The sequence below is a fragment of the Variovorax sp. CCNWLW235 genome, from assembly GCF_037204085.1.
Lineage (GTDB): Bacteria > Pseudomonadota > Gammaproteobacteria > Burkholderiales > Burkholderiaceae_C > Variovorax.
Genome location: NZ_JBBCBW010000022.1, coordinates 59171 through 75970, shown reverse-complemented (window position 1 = coordinate 75970; position 16800 = coordinate 59171). Strand labels below are relative to the sequence as shown.

The 16800-nt window shown below is 66.4% G+C and carries 15 protein-coding genes and 1 tRNA gene; 8 read left to right on the top strand and 8 right to left on the bottom strand.

The window, feature by feature from the left end; all coding sequences use genetic code 11:
• Positions 1 to 136: 136 nt before the first annotated feature.
• The 5 genes from V9L21_RS21225 to V9L21_RS21205 all read right to left on the bottom strand — a co-directional run bounded on the left by V9L21_RS21225 (position 137) and on the right by V9L21_RS21205 (position 5905).
• Positions 137 to 1321 (bottom strand): ABC transporter substrate-binding protein, encoded by a 1185-nt coding sequence (locus V9L21_RS21225; RefSeq protein ID WP_337314889.1) that lies wholly within the window; start codon positions 1319 to 1321, stop codon positions 137 to 139.
• Positions 1318 to 2124 carry an alpha/beta fold hydrolase gene (locus V9L21_RS21220; RefSeq protein WP_337314888.1) on the bottom strand — a complete coding sequence of 269 codons (807 nt, stop codon included), beginning with the start codon at positions 2122 to 2124 and terminating at the stop codon, positions 1318 to 1320. Before V9L21_RS21220 ends, V9L21_RS21225 begins: the two co-directional genes overlap by 4 nt.
• Positions 2125 to 2281: 157 nt before the next feature.
• Positions 2282 to 3832 carry a benzoate-CoA ligase family protein gene (locus V9L21_RS21215; RefSeq protein ID WP_337314887.1) on the bottom strand — a complete coding sequence of 517 codons (1551 nt, stop codon included), beginning with the start codon at positions 3830 to 3832 and terminating at the stop codon, positions 2282 to 2284.
• Positions 3833 to 3884: 52 nt separating this feature from the next.
• Entirely contained in the window at positions 3885 to 5435 is a 1551-nt protein-coding gene (locus V9L21_RS21210) for a 3,4-dehydroadipyl-CoA semialdehyde dehydrogenase (RefSeq protein WP_337314886.1), read from the bottom strand.
• On the bottom strand, positions 5432 to 5905 hold the full coding sequence (locus tag V9L21_RS21205; protein ID WP_337314885.1) for a 4-hydroxylaminobenzoate lyase: 474 nt from the start codon (positions 5903 to 5905) through the stop codon (positions 5432 to 5434). Before V9L21_RS21205 ends, V9L21_RS21210 begins: the two co-directional genes overlap by 4 nt.
• A gap of 199 nt (positions 5906 to 6104) precedes the next feature.
• On the opposite strand from V9L21_RS21205, the gene V9L21_RS21200 reads away from it, so the two are divergent.
• The 5 genes from V9L21_RS21200 (at position 6105) to V9L21_RS21180 (ending at position 12192) form a co-directional block, all read left to right on the top strand.
• Complete coding sequence (locus V9L21_RS21200; RefSeq protein WP_337314884.1) at positions 6105 to 7058, top strand: helix-turn-helix transcriptional regulator; 954 nt, start codon at positions 6105 to 6107, stop codon at positions 7056 to 7058.
• A 129-nt stretch (positions 7059 to 7187) separates the two neighbouring features.
• Complete coding sequence (boxC, locus tag V9L21_RS21195) at positions 7188 to 8864, top strand: 2,3-epoxybenzoyl-CoA dihydrolase (RefSeq protein WP_337314883.1); 1677 nt, start codon at positions 7188 to 7190, stop codon at positions 8862 to 8864.
• 34 nt (positions 8865 to 8898) lie between these two features.
• Positions 8899 to 10326: a benzoyl-CoA 2,3-epoxidase subunit BoxB gene (gene boxB, locus V9L21_RS21190; protein WP_337314882.1), complete on the top strand. Its 1428-nt coding sequence runs from the start codon at positions 8899 to 8901 to the stop codon at positions 10324 to 10326.
• 125 nt (positions 10327 to 10451) lie between these two features.
• Complete coding sequence (gene boxA, locus V9L21_RS21185; protein WP_337314881.1) at positions 10452 to 11738, top strand: benzoyl-CoA 2,3-epoxidase subunit BoxA; 1287 nt, start codon at positions 10452 to 10454, stop codon at positions 11736 to 11738.
• Positions 11739 to 11748: 10 nt separating this feature from the next.
• Positions 11749 to 12192 carry a MaoC family dehydratase gene (locus tag V9L21_RS21180; RefSeq protein WP_337314880.1) on the top strand — a complete coding sequence of 148 codons (444 nt, stop codon included), beginning with the start codon at positions 11749 to 11751 and terminating at the stop codon, positions 12190 to 12192.
• Between the two features lie 80 nt (positions 12193 to 12272).
• Here V9L21_RS21180 and V9L21_RS21175 read toward each other — a convergent pair whose 3' ends face one another.
• Positions 12273 to 12818 carry an adhesin gene (locus V9L21_RS21175; RefSeq protein ID WP_337314879.1) on the bottom strand — a complete coding sequence of 182 codons (546 nt, stop codon included), beginning with the start codon at positions 12816 to 12818 and terminating at the stop codon, positions 12273 to 12275.
• Positions 12819 to 13075: 257 nt separating this feature from the next.
• Between V9L21_RS21175 and V9L21_RS21170 the strand changes: the two genes are divergently transcribed.
• From V9L21_RS21170 to V9L21_RS21160, 3 genes are all read left to right on the top strand, one after another.
• Complete coding sequence (locus tag V9L21_RS21170) at positions 13076 to 13537, top strand: RrF2 family transcriptional regulator (protein ID WP_337314878.1); 462 nt, start codon at positions 13076 to 13078, stop codon at positions 13535 to 13537.
• The gene (locus V9L21_RS21165) at positions 13527 to 14429 is read left to right on the top strand and encodes an NAD(P)/FAD-dependent oxidoreductase (RefSeq protein ID WP_337314877.1); all 903 of its coding nucleotides are present in this window, start codon (positions 13527 to 13529) and stop codon (positions 14427 to 14429) included. Before V9L21_RS21170 ends, V9L21_RS21165 begins: the two co-directional genes overlap by 11 nt.
• A 48-nt stretch (positions 14430 to 14477) precedes the next feature.
• Positions 14478 to 14553: transfer RNA gene (locus V9L21_RS21160), tRNA-Gly, on the top strand.
• 59 nt (positions 14554 to 14612) lie between these two features.
• On the opposite strand, the gene fahA is transcribed toward V9L21_RS21160, so the two are convergent.
• Together fahA and V9L21_RS21150 are read right to left on the bottom strand one after the other, a co-directional pair.
• Positions 14613 to 15935 carry a fumarylacetoacetase gene (gene fahA, locus V9L21_RS21155; protein WP_281149020.1) on the bottom strand — a complete coding sequence of 441 codons (1323 nt, stop codon included), beginning with the start codon at positions 15933 to 15935 and terminating at the stop codon, positions 14613 to 14615.
• 19 nt (positions 15936 to 15954) lie between these two features.
• A complete protein-coding gene (locus tag V9L21_RS21150) occupies positions 15955 to 16761 on the bottom strand; it encodes a cyclase family protein (protein WP_337298382.1) in 807 nt (268 codons plus the stop codon).
• Between the last annotated feature and the right edge of the window lie 39 nt (positions 16762 to 16800).

Here is a 16800-nt window from a genome sequence, read left to right as displayed (position 1 = left end):
GGGCTGGAGAAGGAGCGTGGCGCGCAGCGCCCGCGATGTTCGGGGGACACCGCGGAACCGGCTTTGCCGGGCCGCTGGTGTCGCCCCTTGAGGGGGAGTCGAGCTACACGAAGTGAGCGAGGGACGGGGTGGTCGACTACATCCTGCAGCCTCGGGCCGGGTCGGCCAGCCCCTTGGCCGCAATGCTCACCAGCCGGTTCTCCTTGCCTTCCACCTTGCGCAGGTAGATGTCCTGCACCGGGTTGTGCGACTTGCTCATCGTGAACGCACCGCGCGGGCTGTCGATCTTGGCCTTCTCGATGGCGGCCGTGAACTCGGCCTTCTTGCCGATGTCGCCCTTGGTGGCGGCCAGGCCCACGCCCAGCATCTGCGCCGCGTCATAGCCTTGCACGGCATACACGTCGGGCTGCAGCTTGAACGACTTGGCATACGCCACGCGGAACGCGTTGTCGCGCGCCGTGTTCAGGCCGTCCGCATAGTGCAGCGTGGTCAGCATGCCCTGCGCCGCTTCGCCCTGCGCGTCGAGCGTGCCGTCGGTCAGGAAGCCCGGGCCGTAGAGCGGAATCGTCTTGTTGAGGCCGGCGGCCTGGTAGTCCTTGACGAACTTCACCGCGCCGCCGCCCGCGAAAAAGGCATACACCGCGTCGGGCTTGGCCGCGGCAATCTCGGTCAGGAGCGCCTGGAACTCGACATTGGGGAACGGCAGCGTGAGCTGCTTGTCGACCTTGCCGCCGGCCTTCTCGAAGCCTTCCTTGAAGCCGTTGACCGACTCCTCGCCGGCCGCGTACTTCCAGGTGATGGTCATGATCTTCTTCTTGCCCTGCTGCTTGGCCGCCACTTCGCCCATGGCGTAGGCCGGCTGCCAGTTGCTGAACGAGCTGCGGAAGATGTTGGGGGCGCACATCGGGCCGGTGACCGCGTCGGCGCCGGCGTTGGGCACGATGAGCACGGTGCCGCTTTCCTTCGCGGCCTTGGCCATGGCCATGGCCACGCCGGAGTGCACGGTGCCCACGATCACGTCGACGTTGTCGCGCTTGATCAGCTTGTTGACGTTGTCGGTGGCCTTGGCCGGATCGGACTCGTCGTCGACCTTGAAGAACTCGATCTCGCGGCCCGCGAGCTTGCCGCCCTGCTCCTCGACGTAGAGCTTGAAGCCGTTCTCGATGGCCACGCCCAGCGCGGTGAAGGTGCCGCTGTAGGGCAGCATCAGGCCGACCTTGAGTTTGCCGGTGCCCTGGGCGCCGGCGGCGGATGCCAGTGCGGCGAATGCAATCGCGGTGAGCGCGAGGCGTGCTGTGCGAACCGGGGTGAATGGGGTCATGGTGTTTGTCTCCTGTTTTTGGCAATGAAAGAAGTGGTCGCGACGATGACACGATCCGGCTGATCGCGATGCGGGGAATGCCCGCATTCAGGGATTTCGAGCAGCTCGCATCCACTGACGCGCGCCGCGATGCCGTGGATCTGCGCGAGCGTGCCGTACTCGTCGTCGATACCCTGGATGGCCAGCACCGGGCAGCGGACGGCGTCGAGCTCGGCCTCGATGTTCCATTCGCGAAACGGCGGATGCAGCCAGATGCGGTTCCATCCCCAGAAGGCCGAATCGGCGCTGTCGTGATAGCGGCCGAGCTTCTTCGGCAGGTCGGTGCCCAGGTAGGCGGTGCGGGCCTGCTCGATGTTTGCGACGGTCACGTCTTCCACGAAGATGTGCGGCGCCAGGACCACCAGGCCCTGCACCTTGTCGGGAAAGCGCGAGGCATACAGCAAGCTGATCGAGCCGCCGTCGCTGTGGCCGAAGAGCCAGGGCTTTTCATCGCCGAACTGCAGTGCGGCGAACAGGGCGGGCAGCACCTCGTGCGCCTGGCGGTGCATGAAGTCGACGTCCCAGATTTCGTTTTCTTCACGCGGCGTGGAGCTGCCGTAGCCGGGGCGGGAGAACACCAGGCCGCGGGCGTTGGCGGTTTCGCTGACCTGGGCGGGAAAGTCCTTCCACATGGCGACGGAGCCGAGGCCTTCGTGGAGGAAGACGATGAGCGGGGCATCGGTGCGCTCGGGGGCGATCCATTGGCATTCGATACGGATGGGGCGGTTGCGCCAGTTGATGGTGGCGAAGTCGGAGGTGCTCATTGCCCGGGTCCCGGCTGTTGCTCCCTCTCCCTCTGGGAGAGGGCGGGGGTGAGGGCCAGCGGCGCTGGCAAAAGCAGTGCGCTTGCGAAGGCCGATGCCCTCACCCTAACCCTCTCCCAGAGGGAGAGGGGACCATGCGGGAACCTCACGCCCATGCTCATGCCTGCCTCTCTCGCTCACGCAACCTGAACCTCTGGATCTTCCCCGTCGCCGTCTTCGGCAGCTCCTGCACAAACTCCAGAAACCGCGGGTACTTGTACGGCGCGAGCCGTTCCTTCACGAACGCCTTCAGTTCCTCGTCCGTGACCGACTGGCCATCTTTCAGCACGACAAAAGCCTTCGTCTTGGTCAGCCCGTCCGCGTCTTCCTTGCCGATGACCGCGGCCTCGAGCACGGCCGGGTGCTGCATCAGCGTGGCTTCCACTTCGAACGGCGACACATAGATGCCGCTGACCTTCAGCATGTCATCGCTGCGACCGGCGTAGGTGTAGTAGCCGTCGGCGTCGCGCGTGTACTTGTCGCCGCTCTTGGTCCAGCCGCCCTGGAAGGTTTCGCGCGACTTCTCGCGGTTGCACCAGTACATGAGCGCCGCGCTCGGGCCGCGGATGTAGAGGTCGCCCACTTCGCCGTCCGGCACCGGGCGGCCGTCTTCGCCGCGCAGCTCGACTTCGTAGCCTTCCACCGGCCGGCCCGTGGTGCCGTAGCGCACGTCGCCGGGGCGGTTGGAAATGAAGATGTGCAGCATCTCCGTGGAGCCGATGCCGTCGATGATCTCGCAGCCGAAGTGCGCCTTGAAGCGCTGTGCAATCTCGCCGGGCAGTGCCTCTCCGGCGGAAGAGCACATGCGCAGCGCCACCTGCTCACGCGTCGGCAGCTTCGGCGAGGCAAGCATGCCGGCAAAGCCGGTGGGCGCGCCGAAGAACACCGTCGGTTTGTGTTCGGTCCAGCGGCGGAAAGTGGCGTCGGGCGTGGGGCGCTCGGCCATGAGCACCACGGTCGCACCGACCGACAACGGAAAGGTCAGCGCATTGCCAAGGCCGTACGCAAAGTACATCTTCGCGGCCGAGAAGCACACGTCGTTCTCGGTGAGCCCGAGCACCGGCTTGCCGTAGAGCTCGGCCGTCCACCAGAGATTGGCATGCGTGTGGACCGTTCCCTTGGGCTTGCCGGTGGAGCCGGATGAATACAGCCAGAAACCGGGGTCGTCGGAGGCGGTGGGCGCAGCGGATGCCATCGGCTCGGCGGCGGCAATCAGGCTGTCGAACTCCAGCGCGCCTGCGGGCAGCGCGCCCGTCGGTTGCGAGACGATCAGTGTGTGCACTTCATGCGTGCCGCGGCCCATCGCCTCCTGCAGGCCCGGCAGCAGCGCACCCGACACCAGCGCGGCCTGCGCGCGGCTGTGGTCGAGCATGTAGGCGTAGTCGTCGGGCGTGAGCAGGGTGTTGACCGCAACGGGCACTACGCCGGCATAGAGGCAGCCCAGAAAACTCACGGGCCAGTCGCTGCTGTCGAGCATGAGCAGCAGCACGCGTTCTTCGCGGCGCACGCCGGCAGCCTTGAGCGCGGCGGCCAGGCGGCGCGCGCGGTCTTCCAGCTGGCCATAGCTCAGCGTGCCGCGGTCGTCGATGTAGGCGATGCGTTCGGCGCGGCCGCGGTTAAGGGCGAACAGGTGTTCGGCAAAGTTGAATCGTGCGGGCGGGCTTGTCATGCGTGTCTCCTGGGGCCGTGTTCTTTTCTTCTCGGGTCTTCTTGTTTAAGAGCTAGAGGCCGAGTTGCGCGAGCACGCCGGGGCTCGCTTGCACCGCGCTGCGGCGGTGATAGAAATCCAGCGCGCGCAACCCGCCGAGCTCGGCGCCGCCACCCGCGCGGCCGGGGCCGCCGTGCAGCGACATCGGCATCACGTTGCCATGGCCGGTGTGGGCCTGCGCCACCTCGGGCGTGATCACGTGCACGCGTCCGTGGCTCGGCGCAACGGCAACTGCGGCCTGTGCCAACGCGGCGTCATCGCTGCCGTAGAGCGACGTCACCAGCGAGCCCTGACCACGATGCGCCAGCGCAATGCCATGCGCAAGATCGCGGTAGGACAGCAGCGTGGCAACAGGGCCGAACACTTCCACGTCGTGCACCCGCTGCGCGGCATCGGCATCGCGCGCGCCCAGCAGCACCGGGCCGATGCAGGCGGCCACCGAGGGCTCGGCATCGATCAGCGGCGTGTTGCGGCCGTCGTACAACACGGTGGTCTGCGCGGACAGCGCTTGCAGGCCCTCGTTCACCGCATTCAACTGCGCGCGGCTCACGAGCGAACCCATGCGCACGCTCTCGTTGCGCGGGTTGCCCACCGTCACACCCTTGAGCTTGGCGCCAATCGCCTCGGCCGCGGCTTCGTACAGTTCCGCCGGCACCAGGATGCGGCGGATGGCGGTGCATTTCTGACCGGACTTCACCGTCATCTCGCGCACCACTTCGCGCACCAGCAGGTTGAAGGCATCGCTGCCGGGCGCGTCGCCGGGCAGCAGCAGGGCGCTGTTCAGGCTGTCGGCTTCGATGTTCACGCGCACCGAGCGCTCAGTAACGGCGGCGTGAGAGCGGATGACCGCCGCGGTTTCGGCCGAGCCGGTGAACGAAGCCACGTCGAAGGGCTGCAGCGCATCCATCAGGCCGGCCGAGCTGCCGCAGACGACGGAGAGCGCACCCGCGGGCAGCACGCCCGCATCGACCACGTCGCGCACCATGCGCTGCGTGAGCCAGGCGGTGGCCGTGGCCGGCTTCACGATCACGGGCACGCCAGAGAGCAGTGCCGGCGCCGCCTTTTCCCACAGGCCCCACGACGGAAAGTTGAACGCGTTGATGAACAGCGCCACGCCATGCGTCGGCACCTGCAGGTGCTGCGACATGAACACCGGCTCCTTGCCGAGCTTGGCCGCATCGCCGTCGCGCAGCGCGCGCGCGTCGCCGAGCGCATCGCCCCACTTGGCGTACTGGCCCAGCGTGAAGATCGCACCGTCGATGTCGACGGCCGAGTCGTTCTTCACCGTGCCGGAGTTGGCCGTCGCAATCTCGTAATAGGTATCGCGGTTGGCCTGCAGCACCTTCACGATGGCAGCAAGCAGCCCCGCGCGCTGGCGGTAGGTGAGGGCGCGCAATGCGTTGCCGCCCTGTTCGCGTGCAAAGGCAAAGGCCCCGGGTAGGTCGAGGCCGGTGGCGTCGACGCGCACGAGCTCGGCGCCCAGCACCGGGTCGAACAAGGGCGTGCCGGCGCCCGATCCGCTTTGCCAGCGGCCGGCGACGTAGTTGGAAAGAAGCTCGGTCATTGGGTGAACTTGATCTGCCCTTCGGGCAAGAGGTAGAGGACGAGCGCGCGGCCTTGCGCGACGGTCGGGCGGTGCGCGGTGCCGGGGCCGTAGACGCACCAGCCCGCAGGCCGGCCGTCGAAGGTGGCGCTGGCGCTGCCTTCGAGCGGCATGATCAGGTCGATCTCGCCGTTGGGATGCGTGTGGTGCGGCCCGTCGATGTCCTGCATGTCGACCACGTCGACCGAGAACCGGTGCAGTGCGTCTTCGGCCTTGAACACGCGGCCGTAGCGGATGCCGCCGCCCTCGCGCTCGCACAGCCAGCCTTCGGCCACGCCGCCGATGCAGGCCTGGCGCAGTTGCTCGAAGGTGGCGGTGCCCGCGCCGTGCGTGGCGTTCAGCCACTGGTCGAGCTGTTCGTCGAGCGGCCGGTCGGCAATTTCGGCGGTCAGACCGGCAATCAACTGGTGAAATGCTTCCTTGCTGGACATTGGCGGGCTTCCTTTTTGGAGGCTGGCTGGCAGGGTGGCGCCACAGCGAACTTATGAACTACATTGCAGGATTGTTGCGCGTGCAGTATCTTGCTTGTGGTCGAACAATAAGCACCGAGCCAATAGGTGTCAAGCAATATAGTGCATATATGGTGTTTACCCTGAGCGCGCACAATCCCGGCCAAGAACGAGGACTTGCATGAACGAGCATGTAGACGCGGTGCTGTCCACCGCGCACGACGGCAATCACGCCGGCAACGCAGTAGCCGCCGCATCGGCCGGGGAGGCCAGGAACCCGTTGCTGGCGGCATTGGGCGACCGCGTGCGCAACCTGCGCGCGCAGCGCGGCCTCACGCGCAAGGCCGTGGCCATTTCGGCCGGCGTGTCGGAGCGGCACCTGGCCAACCTCGAATACGGCATCGGCAACGCATCGATCCTGGTGCTGCAGCAGGTGGCCGGCGCGCTGCATTGCTCGCTGGCCGAGCTGGTCGGCGACGTGACCACCAGCTCGCCCGAGTGGCTGCTCATTCGAGAACTGCTCGAAAACCGCAGCGAAACCGACCTGCGCCGCGTGCGCCTGGCGCTGGGCGAGCTGCTGGGCACGGCCTCGGTCGATCCGGCGCGGCACCGCCGCATTGCGCTGGTGGGCCTGCGCGGCGCAGGCAAGTCGACGCTCGGGCAAATGCTGGCCGACGACCTGGAGTTGCCTTTCGTGGAACTGAGCCGCGAGATCGAGAAGCTCGCGGGCTGCAGCGTGCGCGAGATCCACGACCTGTACGGCACCAATGCCTACCGCCGCTACGAGCGCCGCGCGCTCGAGGAAACGATCCAGATCTATAGCGAAGTGGTCATTGCCACGCCGGGCGGCATCGTGTCCGACCCCGCCACCTTCAACGAACTGCTCGCGCACTGCACCACCGTGTGGCTGCAGGCCGCACCCGAAGAGCACATGGGCCGCGTGGCCGCGCAGGGCGACACCCGCCCCATGGCCGCCAGCAAGGAAGCCATGGAAGACCTGCGGCGCATCCTGAACGGGCGCGCCGCCTTCTATTCGAAGGCCGATCTCTCGGTTGACACCAGCGGCAAGACCCTGGCGCAGAGCTTCCAGGCGCTGCGGGCCGCCGCGCGCCAGTCGATCGGCATCGGCGCCTGAACTGAAGTATTGAAAAAAAGCGATTCAGGCATTGACTTGCCTGTTCGCATGCAGCATGATGCATGTTATCGGAACCAGAAGATGCATTATTCTTCCGGTTTGCATCTGGCCCCCACAGGAGACTTCCGTATGACCGAGACCACCACCCTTCAGGCGCCCCCGCGCGTCGACTACCGCATCGAACCCGCGCAGTACAAGCACTGGAAGCTCAGCTTCGACGGCGCGGTGGCGCGCCTGGTGCTCGACATTGCGGAAGACGGCGGCATTCGCCCGGGCTACAAGCTCAAGCTCAACAGCTACGACCTGGGCGTGGACATCGAACTGAACGACGCGCTCAACCGCGTGCGCTTCGAGCACCCTGAAGTGCGCAGCGTGATCGTCACCAGCGGCAAGGACCGCATCTTCTGTTCGGGCGCCAACATCTTCATGCTGGGCGTCTCGAGCCACGCCTGGAAGGTGAACTTCTGCAAGTTCACCAACGAAACGCGCAACGGCATCGAAGACTCGTCGAAGCATTCGGGCCTGAAGTTCATCGCAGCCGTGAACGGCGCCTGCGCCGGCGGCGGCTACGAGCTGGCGCTGGCCTGCGACGAAATCTTGCTGGTGGACGATCGCTCTTCGGCCGTGTCGCTGCCCGAAGTGCCGCTGCTCGGCGTGCTGCCCGGCACCGGCGGCTTGACCCGCGTGACCGACAAGCGCCACGTGCGCCATGACCTCGCCGACATCTTCTGCACCAGCGTCGAAGGCGTGCGCGGCCAGCGCGCGGTCGACTGGCGCCTGGTCGACGCCGTCGCCAAGCCCGCGCAATTTGCGGCCGCCGTGCAAGACCGCGCCGCGCAGCTCGCCGCCGGCAGCGACCGCCCCGCGGGCGGCAAGGGCGTGGCGCTGACCCGCCTGGAGCGCGAGGAAACCGCCGACAGCCTGCGCTATTCGAACGTCGAGATCCAGATCGACCGCAGCAAGCGCACTGCCACCATCACAGTGAAAGCACCCACCGGCACGCAACCGGCCGGCGTTGCCGACATCGAGGCCGCGGGCGCCGCTTGGTGGCCGCTGGCCGTGTGCCGCGAGCTGGACGACGCCATTCTTCACCTGCGCACCAACGAGCTCGACATCGGCACCTGGCTGCTCAAGACCGAAGGCGACGCACAGGCCGTGCTCGCATCGGACGCCGTGATGCTCGCCCATAAGGACCATTGGCTGGTGCGCGAAACCATCGGGGCTCTGCGCCGGACGCTGGCACGCCTCGATGTGTCGTCGCGCAGCCTGTTCGCACTGGTCGAGGCGGGTTCGTGCTTTGCCGGCACGCTGGCGGAGTTGGCCTTTGCAGCCGATCGCAGCTACATGCTGGCGCTGCCCGACGATGCCGAGCGCGCGCCGAAGCTCGTGCTCAACGAATTCAACTTCGGCTTTTATCCGATGGTCAACGACCAGAGCCGCCTGGAGCGACGCTTCTATGAAGAGGCCGCGCCGCTCGACGCAGCACGCGCCGCCGCCGGCAAGCCGCTGGACGCGGACGAAGCGCTGAAGCTCGGCCTGGTAACCGCCGCGCCCGACGACATCGACTGGGACGACGAGATCCGCATTGCCGTCGAGGAGCGCGCCGCCATGTCGCCCGACGCGCTCACCGGCCTGGAAGCCAACCTGCGCTTTGCAAGCAAGGAAAACATGGCCACCCGCATCTTCGGCCGGCTCACCGCCTGGCAGAACTGGATCTTCAACCGCCCCAACGCCGTCGGCGAAAAGGGCGCGCTCAAGGTCTACGGCACCGGCGAAAAGGCCGGATTCGATTTGAACCGCGTTTGAACCCGCAGTCCTTCGCACAACCCAAGGAACAACGATGAGCACGATCAACTACAGCGAGAAGATCCCCAACAACGTCAACCTCGGCGAAGACCGCACGCTGCAGCGCGCGCTCGAAGGCTGGCAGCCCAACTTCATCAACTGGTGGGACGACGTGGGCCCCGAGGGTTCGACCAACCACGAGGTGTACCTGCGCACGGCCGTGAGCGTCGATCCGCAAGGCTGGGCGCAGTTCGGCCACGTGAAGATGCGCGACTACCGCTGGGGCATTTTTCTGAACCCGGGCGACGCCAACCGCGAGATCCACTTCGGCGACCACAAGGGCGAGAAGGCCTGGCAGGACGTGCCCGGCGAGCACCGCGCCAACCTGCGCCGCATCATCGTGACGCAGGGCGACACCGAACCCGCGTCGGTCGAGCAGCAGCGCCACCTGGGCCTCACGGCGCCGAGCATGTACGACCTGCGCAACCTGTTCCAGATCAACGTGGAAGAGGGCCGCCACCTTTGGGCCATGGTCTACCTGCTGCACAAGCACTTCGGCCGCGACGGCCGCGAGGAAGCCGAGGCGCTGTTGCAGCGCACCTCGGGCGACCAGGACAACCCGCGCATCCTGGGTGCCTTCAACGAGAAGACGCCTGACTGGCTCGCGTTCTTCATGTTCACCTACTTCACCGACCGCGACGGCAAGTTCCAGTTGGCCGCGCTGGCCGAGAGCGCCTTCGATCCGCTGGCGCGCACCACCAAGTTCATGCTGACCGAAGAAGCGCACCACATGTTCGTGGGCGAAAGCGGCGTGTCACGTGTTCTGGCGCGCACCGCGCAGGTCATGAACGAGCTGAAGACCGACGATGCGCAGAAGGTGCGTGCCGCGGGCGCCATCGACCTGGGCACCATCCAGCGCTACCTGAACTTCCACTACAGCGTGACCATCGACCTGTTCGGCGCCGACCAGTCGAGCAACGCCGCCATCTTCTACAGCTCGGGCCTGAAGGGCCGCTACGAAGAAGGCAAGCGAGGCGACGACCACGTGCTCAAGGGCCAGACCTACAAGGTGCTCGAGGTGAAGGACGGCCAGCTCGTCGAGAAGGACGTGCCGATGCTCAACGCGCTGAACGAAGTGCTGCGCGACGACTTCATCAAGGACTCGGTGGCCGGCGTCGGCCGCTGGAACAAGGTGCTCGAGAAGGCCGGCATTCCCACCCGCCTGGTGGTGCCGCACAAGGCCTTCAACCGCCAGATCGGCGCGCTTGCCGGCATCAAGATGTCGCCCGAAGGCCGCGTGGTGAACGAGGTCGAATGGGCCGCCAAGAAGAACGAATGGCTGCCGAGCGCCGAAGACTTTGCTTTCGTGGCATCGTTGATGGGCCGCGTGGTGGAGCCGGGCAAGTTTGCCGGCTGGATCTCGCCGCCGGTGATGGGTATCAACCGCCAGCCGGTGGATTTTGAATACGTGCGTTTCGGCTGATTGGGGTATTACTCCCTCTCCCCTCGGGGAGAGGGCAGGGGTGAGGGTAGGCGGCGTCCCCACGACAAGCTGCCGCCCCCTCACCCTGACCCTCTCCCCAAGGGGCGAGGGAAAGGAGAAAAAACATGGACATGGCCGTTGAAGCCGGGGTCATCAAGCAGCACCTGATCGACCCCGAGATCTGCATCCGCTGCAACACCTGCGAGGCCACCTGCCCCGTCAACGCGATCACGCACGACGACAACAACTATGTCGTTCGGGCCGACATCTGCAATGGCTGCATGGCCTGCATCTCGCCGTGCCCCACGGGCTCGATCGACAACTGGCGCACGATGCCGGTGGTGCGCGCGTACTCCATCGAGGAGCAGTTCACCTGGGAATCGCTGCCGGCGGAACTCTCGCCCGAAGAACTCGAAGCCGCAGGCGTTGCCGCCGACAGCGGCGGTGAAGCCTCGCCAGCCGCGCCCGTGCCGGCGCAATCGCAGGCCGCTGCGGAAGCCGTTGAGCCCGTCTTCAATTCGGCCCAGTACGGCGCCACCGTGCCGCCATGGTCGGCCGCGCACGCCTACACCAATCTCTTTCCGCCGAAGACGCCGACGACCGCCACCGTGGTCGGCAACTTCAACTGCACCGAAGCGGGCTTCGACAGCGAGACGCATCACATCGTGCTCGACTTCGGCGTGGTGCCGTTCCCGGTGCTCGAAGGCCAGTCGATCGGCATCGTTCCGCCGGGTGTGGACGCCATCGGCAAGCGCCACCATGCGCGCCAGTACTCGGTGGCGAGCCCGCGCAACGGCGAGCGGCCCGGCTACAACAACGTGTCGCTCACCGTGAAGCGCGTGACTGAAGACCACCAGGGCGACCCGGTGCGCGGCGTGTGCTCCAACTATGTGTGCGACCTGAAGGTGGGCGACACGGTGCAGGTGGTGGGGCCGTTCGGCGCCTCGTTCCTCATGCCCAATCATCCCAAGTCGCACATCGTGATGATCTGCACCGGCACCGGCAGCGCACCGATGCGTGCCATGACCGAGTGGCGCCGGCGCCTGCGCAAGAGCGGCAAGTTCGAAGGGGGCAAGCTCATGCTGTTCTTCGGTGCACGCACCCAGCAGGAGCTGCCGTACTTCGGCCCGCTGCAGTCGCTGCCCAAGGACTTCATCGACATCAACCTGGCGTTCTCGCGCACGCCGGGCCAGCCCAAGCGCTATGTGCAAGACCTGATGCGCGAGCGCGCCGCCGATTTGGCCGCGCTGCTGAAAGACGGCGCGAGCCACTTCTACGTGTGCGGCCTCAAGAGCATGGAAGAGGGCGTGGTGCTCGCATTGCGCGACGTGGCGAAGGAAGCGGGCCTGGACTGGGACACCGTGGGTGCCGCACTGAAGCGCGAAGGCCGGCTGCACCTGGAGACGTATTAAGCTGCGGCGGATGAAGTTCTCCGACTTTCACGCGGGGCAGGTCATCGAGGCCGGGCCTTACGTTGTTACCGAGGCGGAGCTCGTCGGGTTTGCGCAAGCGTACGACCCGCAGTGGTTTCACACCGATCCCGAGGCCGCAGCGGACAGCGCCTTTGGCGGACTCATCGCGAGCGGCTGGCACACCTGCTCGATTGCCATGCGCCTGGTGGTCGATGCCGCGCTCGCAGGCTCCGAGTCGTTCGCATCGCCGGGGCTCGAGCATGTGCGCTGGCCGCACCCCGTGCGGCCCGGCGATGCCTTGCGGCTCGTGGCCGACGTCATCGAGGTGCGGCGCTCGGAGAAGCGGCCCACGCTGGGCATCATGCGCTGGCGCTGGCGGCTCTTCAACCAACGCGAGCTGATGGTGCTCGACGTGGAGGTCACCAGTCTTTTCAGGCTTGAAGCGACCGGCTGACGCTTCATGAAAAAGCCCGCAACGCGCGAGCGCTGCGGGCTTCCGAGGCCTCTGCTTAGAGGCCTATGCGACCGAAGTACTTACTTCGTCACGTCGACCGCACCCGAGCCCTTGGCCTTGCCACTGGCCTTTGCGCCCACGCCGGCGCCCGAAGGCTTCACGGCCCCGCCGGCCGACCCCACCGCACCTGTCGCGCTGTTCAGCGTGCCGCCCACCGTGTTGGTCACACCGCCGGCTGCATTGGTTGCGCCGCCCACGGCGCCCGTAGCACCGCTCACGGCCCCGGTGGCACCGCCTACCGTGTTCGTTGCGTTACCTACGGCACCCGTTGCACCGCCGACCACGCCTCCGAGCGTGTTGCCCAGGCCGCCCGCTGCGCCGCCGGTGCCACCGCCGGCATTGCCGCTGGCAGAGGTGCCCGCTGTGGCGGCCGTTCCCGCCCCCCCCGCCCCTGCACCTGCACTGCCCTGGGCCGGTGCGGTCTTCACCGCGCCCGACGTGTTGACATCGGCATTCACGCCTACACCGACCCCAACGCCTTGCGCCTGTGCAAAGCCGCTCAGTGCGAGCAGGCTTGCGAGCAAGGCGCCGACGACGATGGACTTGTGTTGTTGTTGCTGCTTCATAGGTAACTTTTCCTTTCGATTGAATGGTCGGATGACCAGAACCGGCTTTGGGCCAGTTCGGTCGCTACCGTGACCACGCCGCCATATGTCGCCGTGTGCGAAGCAGTCGCTCACTTGCGTGGGACGCCTCCGTCAGCGGAAAAGAGGGCTCGCGCGTTAACCCCGCCGCGCCCACCGCACGTTCACAACCGTTCGATCCGTAGGGGCAAATCGCCTTCGTTTCGGCATGCTTCATTTCACGCAACTAATAATGTTGCATGAAACGAGACAGCAAGCTTTCCGCAGTTCTTCACGTGCTGCTGCACATGGCCGAGACGGACGGGCCCGTCACCTCCGAATCGCTGGCCGTGGCCATGCACACCAACCCGGTCGTGGTGCGGCGGGTCATGTCGGGCTTGCGCCAGGCCGGCTTCGTAAGCTCGGCCAAGGGCCACGGCGGCGGGTGGGTGCTGTCGTGCTCGCTGGCCGCGGTCACGCTGGGCGACATTCACAACGCGGTCGGTTCGCCCGCGCTGCTGGCCATGGGCAACCGCACCGAGAGCCCCGGCTGCGTGGTCGAGCAGGCGGTGAACGCCGCGCTCGACAGCGCCTGCGAGGAGGCCGAGGCCTTGCTGCTCAAGCGTTTCAACAGCATCACGCTGGCCGACTTGTCGAAAGACTTTCATCGCCGTATGACGGGCGGCGGCTTCACTCACAAGGACATTGAACATGCGCTATGACGCTCTGGTCGTGGGCGGCAGCTTTGCCGGCCTTTCCGCTGCAATGCAGCTTGCCCGTGCGCGCAAGAAGGTGTGCGTGGTCGATGCGGGCGCGCCGCGCAACCGCTTTGCCGCGGCCTCGCACGGCTTTTTCGGCCAGGACGGCACGCCGCCGCTGAAGATGATTGCCGATGCGCGCGCCAAGGTGCTGGCGTATCCGAACGTCACCTTCATCGAAGGGAGCGTGGCGAGTGCACATGCCGATGGTTCAGGCGGATTCAATGCGTCCCTGGAAGGCGGCCGGCAGCTATCGGCCGGCAAGATCGTTCTGGCGTTCGGCGTGCAGGACGGCTTTCCGGACATTGCAGGCGTGCGCGAGCGCTGGGGCACCAGCGTGCTGCACTGCCCGTATTGCCACGGCTATGAGTTCAGCGGCAAGCAACTCGGCATCCTGCTCGAGAGCCCGCACCCACCGGAGCACGCAATACTCATCGCCGAATGGGGGCCGGCCACACTGTTCTTGAACGGCAACCACATGGTCGACGACGAAGTGCGCGCCAAGCTGGAGACGCGCGGCGTGGCCATCGAATCCGCGCGCGTCGTGGCGCTCGAAGGGCCGGGGCAGGAACTGTCCGCCGTGCGCCTCGAAGGCGGCCGCCTCGTGCCGCTCGACGCCCTGTTCCTGGCGCCCCGCACGCGGCCGGGCAGTCCGCTCGCTGAACAACTGGGCTGCGCCTTCGACGACGGCCCGTTCGGCCCGGTGATCCGCACCGACGCGATGAAGATGACCACAGTGCCCGGCGTTTTCGCCGCGGGCGACGCCGCCATGCTGATGCACAACGCCACGCTGGCCTCCGCCGACGGCGTGATGGCGGGGGTGTCTCTGCACCGGTCGCTGGTGTTCGAAACCTGACCCCGCCGAAACGGCCCCAAAATCCCTCTATAATTCGACTCCTGAAATGCGGGAATAGCTCAGTTGGTAGAGCGCAACCTTGCCAAGGTTGAGGTCGAGAGTTCGAGACTCTTTTCCCGCTCCACATTTCATGCAAAAGGCCACCTCACCGGTGGCCTTTTCTTTTGGGCGCCGCAAAGTTTCTCAGCCCCGTGCCGGCAGCACCGTCCCCCGGCTTTCGCCAAAACCGATGCGCGCATGCCCCGGCTTCTCGCACCAGCCGCGCAGCAGCACCGCATCGCCGTCTTCCAGAAAGCCGCGCTGCTCGCCGTTTGCCAGCGTGACCGGGCTTTGCGCGGCACGCGTCAGTTCGATGATGGCGCCGGCCTCTCCGGGCCCCGGCCCCGAGATGGTTCCGCTGCCGAACAGGTCGCCTGGGTTCAGGCTGCAGCCGCCCACGGTGTGGTGCGCCACCATTTGCGCCACGCTCCAGTACTGGTGCTTGAAGCTCGTGCGCGACAGGCGGGAAGGGCCGCTCTTGTCGCTCCGCGCCTTTTCGCTTTCGAGCCACACCTCGAGCCGTATGTCGATGGCGCCGCTTTCGCGATTCGCTTCGTTCTCCAGGTAGTCGAGCGGCTGGGGCTCGTTCGCGGGCCGCGTCCAGGCCTGGCGATACGGCGCCAGCGCCTCCATCGTCACGATCCACGGCGAGATGGTGGTCGCAAAGTTCTTTGCCAGAAAAGGCCCGAGCGGCGCCATCTCCCAGAACTGGATGTCGCGCGCCGACCAGTCGTTGAGCAGGCAGATGCCGAAGATGTGTTCTTCCGCATGCGCGAGCGGAATGGGCTCGCCCGCCGCATTGCCTTCGCCGATCCACACGCCCAGCTCGAGCTCGTAGTCGAGCCGCGCGCAGGCGTGGTACGTCGGCGCCTTGGCGCCCGGCGCCATCGTCTGCCCCATCGGGCGGTGAAAGCGCTGGCCGCTCACGCCGATGGTCGACACGCGCCCGTGGTACGCCGTGGGAATCCAGCGGAAGTTGGGCGTCACGTCCCCATCGGGATTCATCAGGCGGCTGATATTGAGCGCGTGGTCGATGGAGGTGTAGAAGTCGGTGTAGTCGCCGATGCGCGCGGGCACGGTGTACTCGACCTCGGCTTGCGGCACCAGGCATTCGCGCACGGCGTTTCTCGTCGCGACCGGTGCGTCGCCCCGCAGCAATGCGAATACTGCGTGGCGCAGCGCCTGCCATGCGGCCCCGCCGAGCGCGAAGAAGTCGTTGAGCGCCGGCAGCGCGGCGGCACGGGCCGCATCGAGTGCGAGTCCGTCGAGCAACTGGCGCGCCGAAAGCGCCGCCATGTCGAGCACCTGGTCGCCAATGGCGACACCGCCGCGAAACGGCTCCGGACTGCCCGCGCGGCGGAACACTGCGTACGGCAGGTTCTGGATCGGGAAGTCGGTTCCCGCGGCATTGGCCGTGTCGAGCCAGCTCCTGGCGGCGGCGTCATGCGTGTGGTTGAGCGCAATCATTTGTCTTGCTGCTCCAGGTTCAGACCGATGCCATCAGCGCATCGTCGAAGATTGCCACCGCGCGCGTCCAGCCCGCGGATGCGCCTCGGATCTTGTGCGGAAAGCAGCTGATGAAGAAGCCCGTGGGCGGCAGCACCTCCAGGTTGTGCAGCTTCTCGATGTGGCAATAGCCGATGTCGCGGCCGGCCTTGTGGCCTTCCCAGATGAGCGAGGCGTCCTTCGTTTCGCCGTACTTCTTGGCCGTGTGCACAAAGGGCGCATCCCAGCTCCACGCATCGGTGCCCGTCAGGCGCACGCCGCGCTCCAGCAGGTACATGGTGGCTTCGTAGCCCATGCCCGCGCCGGCCGAGACGTAGTCGGGGTTGCCGTAGCGCGAACCCGCGCGCGTGTTCACCACCACGATCTCCAGCGGGCTCAGCGTGTGGCCGATGCGCTTGAGCTCGGCTTCCACGTCTTCTGCCGTAACCACGTAGCCATCTGCAAAGTGGCGAAAGTCGAGCTTCACGCCCGGCTGAAAGCACCATTCGAGCGGCACGTCGTGAATGGCAATGGCCGGCTTCTTCTCGCCCAGCGCCTTGTCCATCGTGGAGTGAAAGTGATAGGGCGCATCGAGGTGCGTGCCGTTGTGCGTGGAAAGCTGCACCAGCTCCACGGCCCAGCCTTCGCCGTCGGGCAGGTCTTCCTTCTTGAGGCCGGGAAAGAAGGGCTCGATCTGCTCGTATGTTTGCTCGTGCGTGAAGTACTGGATCTTCGGCGCGAACGCGGGCGGGTCGGAGAGCACATCGTTTTCGAGAAAGATCGACAGGTCGACAAACTTGCGTGGCATGGCGGGGCTCCTTGCAGGGTATTGATGTTGGCGTGAAGG

Coding starts and splice junctions, on each gene's coding strand:
- V9L21_RS21225 (WP_337314889.1), bottom strand. CDS start 1,321: ATGACCCCATTCACCCCGGTTCGCACAGCACGCCTCGCGCTCACCGCG.
- V9L21_RS21220 (WP_337314888.1), bottom strand. CDS start 2,124: ATGAGCACCTCCGACTTCGCCACCATCAACTGGCGCAACCGCCCCATC.
- V9L21_RS21215 (WP_337314887.1), bottom strand. CDS start 3,832: ATGACAAGCCCGCCCGCACGATTCAACTTTGCCGAACACCTGTTCGCC.
- V9L21_RS21210 (WP_337314886.1), bottom strand. CDS start 5,435: ATGACCGAGCTTCTTTCCAACTACGTCGCCGGCCGCTGGCAAAGCGGA.
- V9L21_RS21205 (WP_337314885.1), bottom strand. CDS start 5,905: ATGTCCAGCAAGGAAGCATTTCACCAGTTGATTGCCGGTCTGACCGCC.
- V9L21_RS21200 (WP_337314884.1), top strand. CDS start 6,105: ATGAACGAGCATGTAGACGCGGTGCTGTCCACCGCGCACGACGGCAAT.
- boxC (WP_337314883.1), top strand. CDS start 7,188: ATGACCGAGACCACCACCCTTCAGGCGCCCCCGCGCGTCGACTACCGC.
- boxB (WP_337314882.1), top strand. CDS start 8,899: ATGAGCACGATCAACTACAGCGAGAAGATCCCCAACAACGTCAACCTC.
- boxA (WP_337314881.1), top strand. CDS start 10,452: ATGGACATGGCCGTTGAAGCCGGGGTCATCAAGCAGCACCTGATCGAC.
- V9L21_RS21180 (WP_337314880.1), top strand. CDS start 11,749: ATGAAGTTCTCCGACTTTCACGCGGGGCAGGTCATCGAGGCCGGGCCT.
- V9L21_RS21175 (WP_337314879.1), bottom strand. CDS start 12,818: ATGAAGCAGCAACAACAACACAAGTCCATCGTCGTCGGCGCCTTGCTC.
- V9L21_RS21170 (WP_337314878.1), top strand. CDS start 13,076: ATGAAACGAGACAGCAAGCTTTCCGCAGTTCTTCACGTGCTGCTGCAC.
- V9L21_RS21165 (WP_337314877.1), top strand. CDS start 13,527: ATGCGCTATGACGCTCTGGTCGTGGGCGGCAGCTTTGCCGGCCTTTCC.
- fahA (WP_281149020.1), bottom strand. CDS start 15,935: ATGATTGCGCTCAACCACACGCATGACGCCGCCGCCAGGAGCTGGCTC.
- V9L21_RS21150 (WP_337298382.1), bottom strand. CDS start 16,761: ATGCCACGCAAGTTTGTCGACCTGTCGATCTTTCTCGAAAACGATGTG.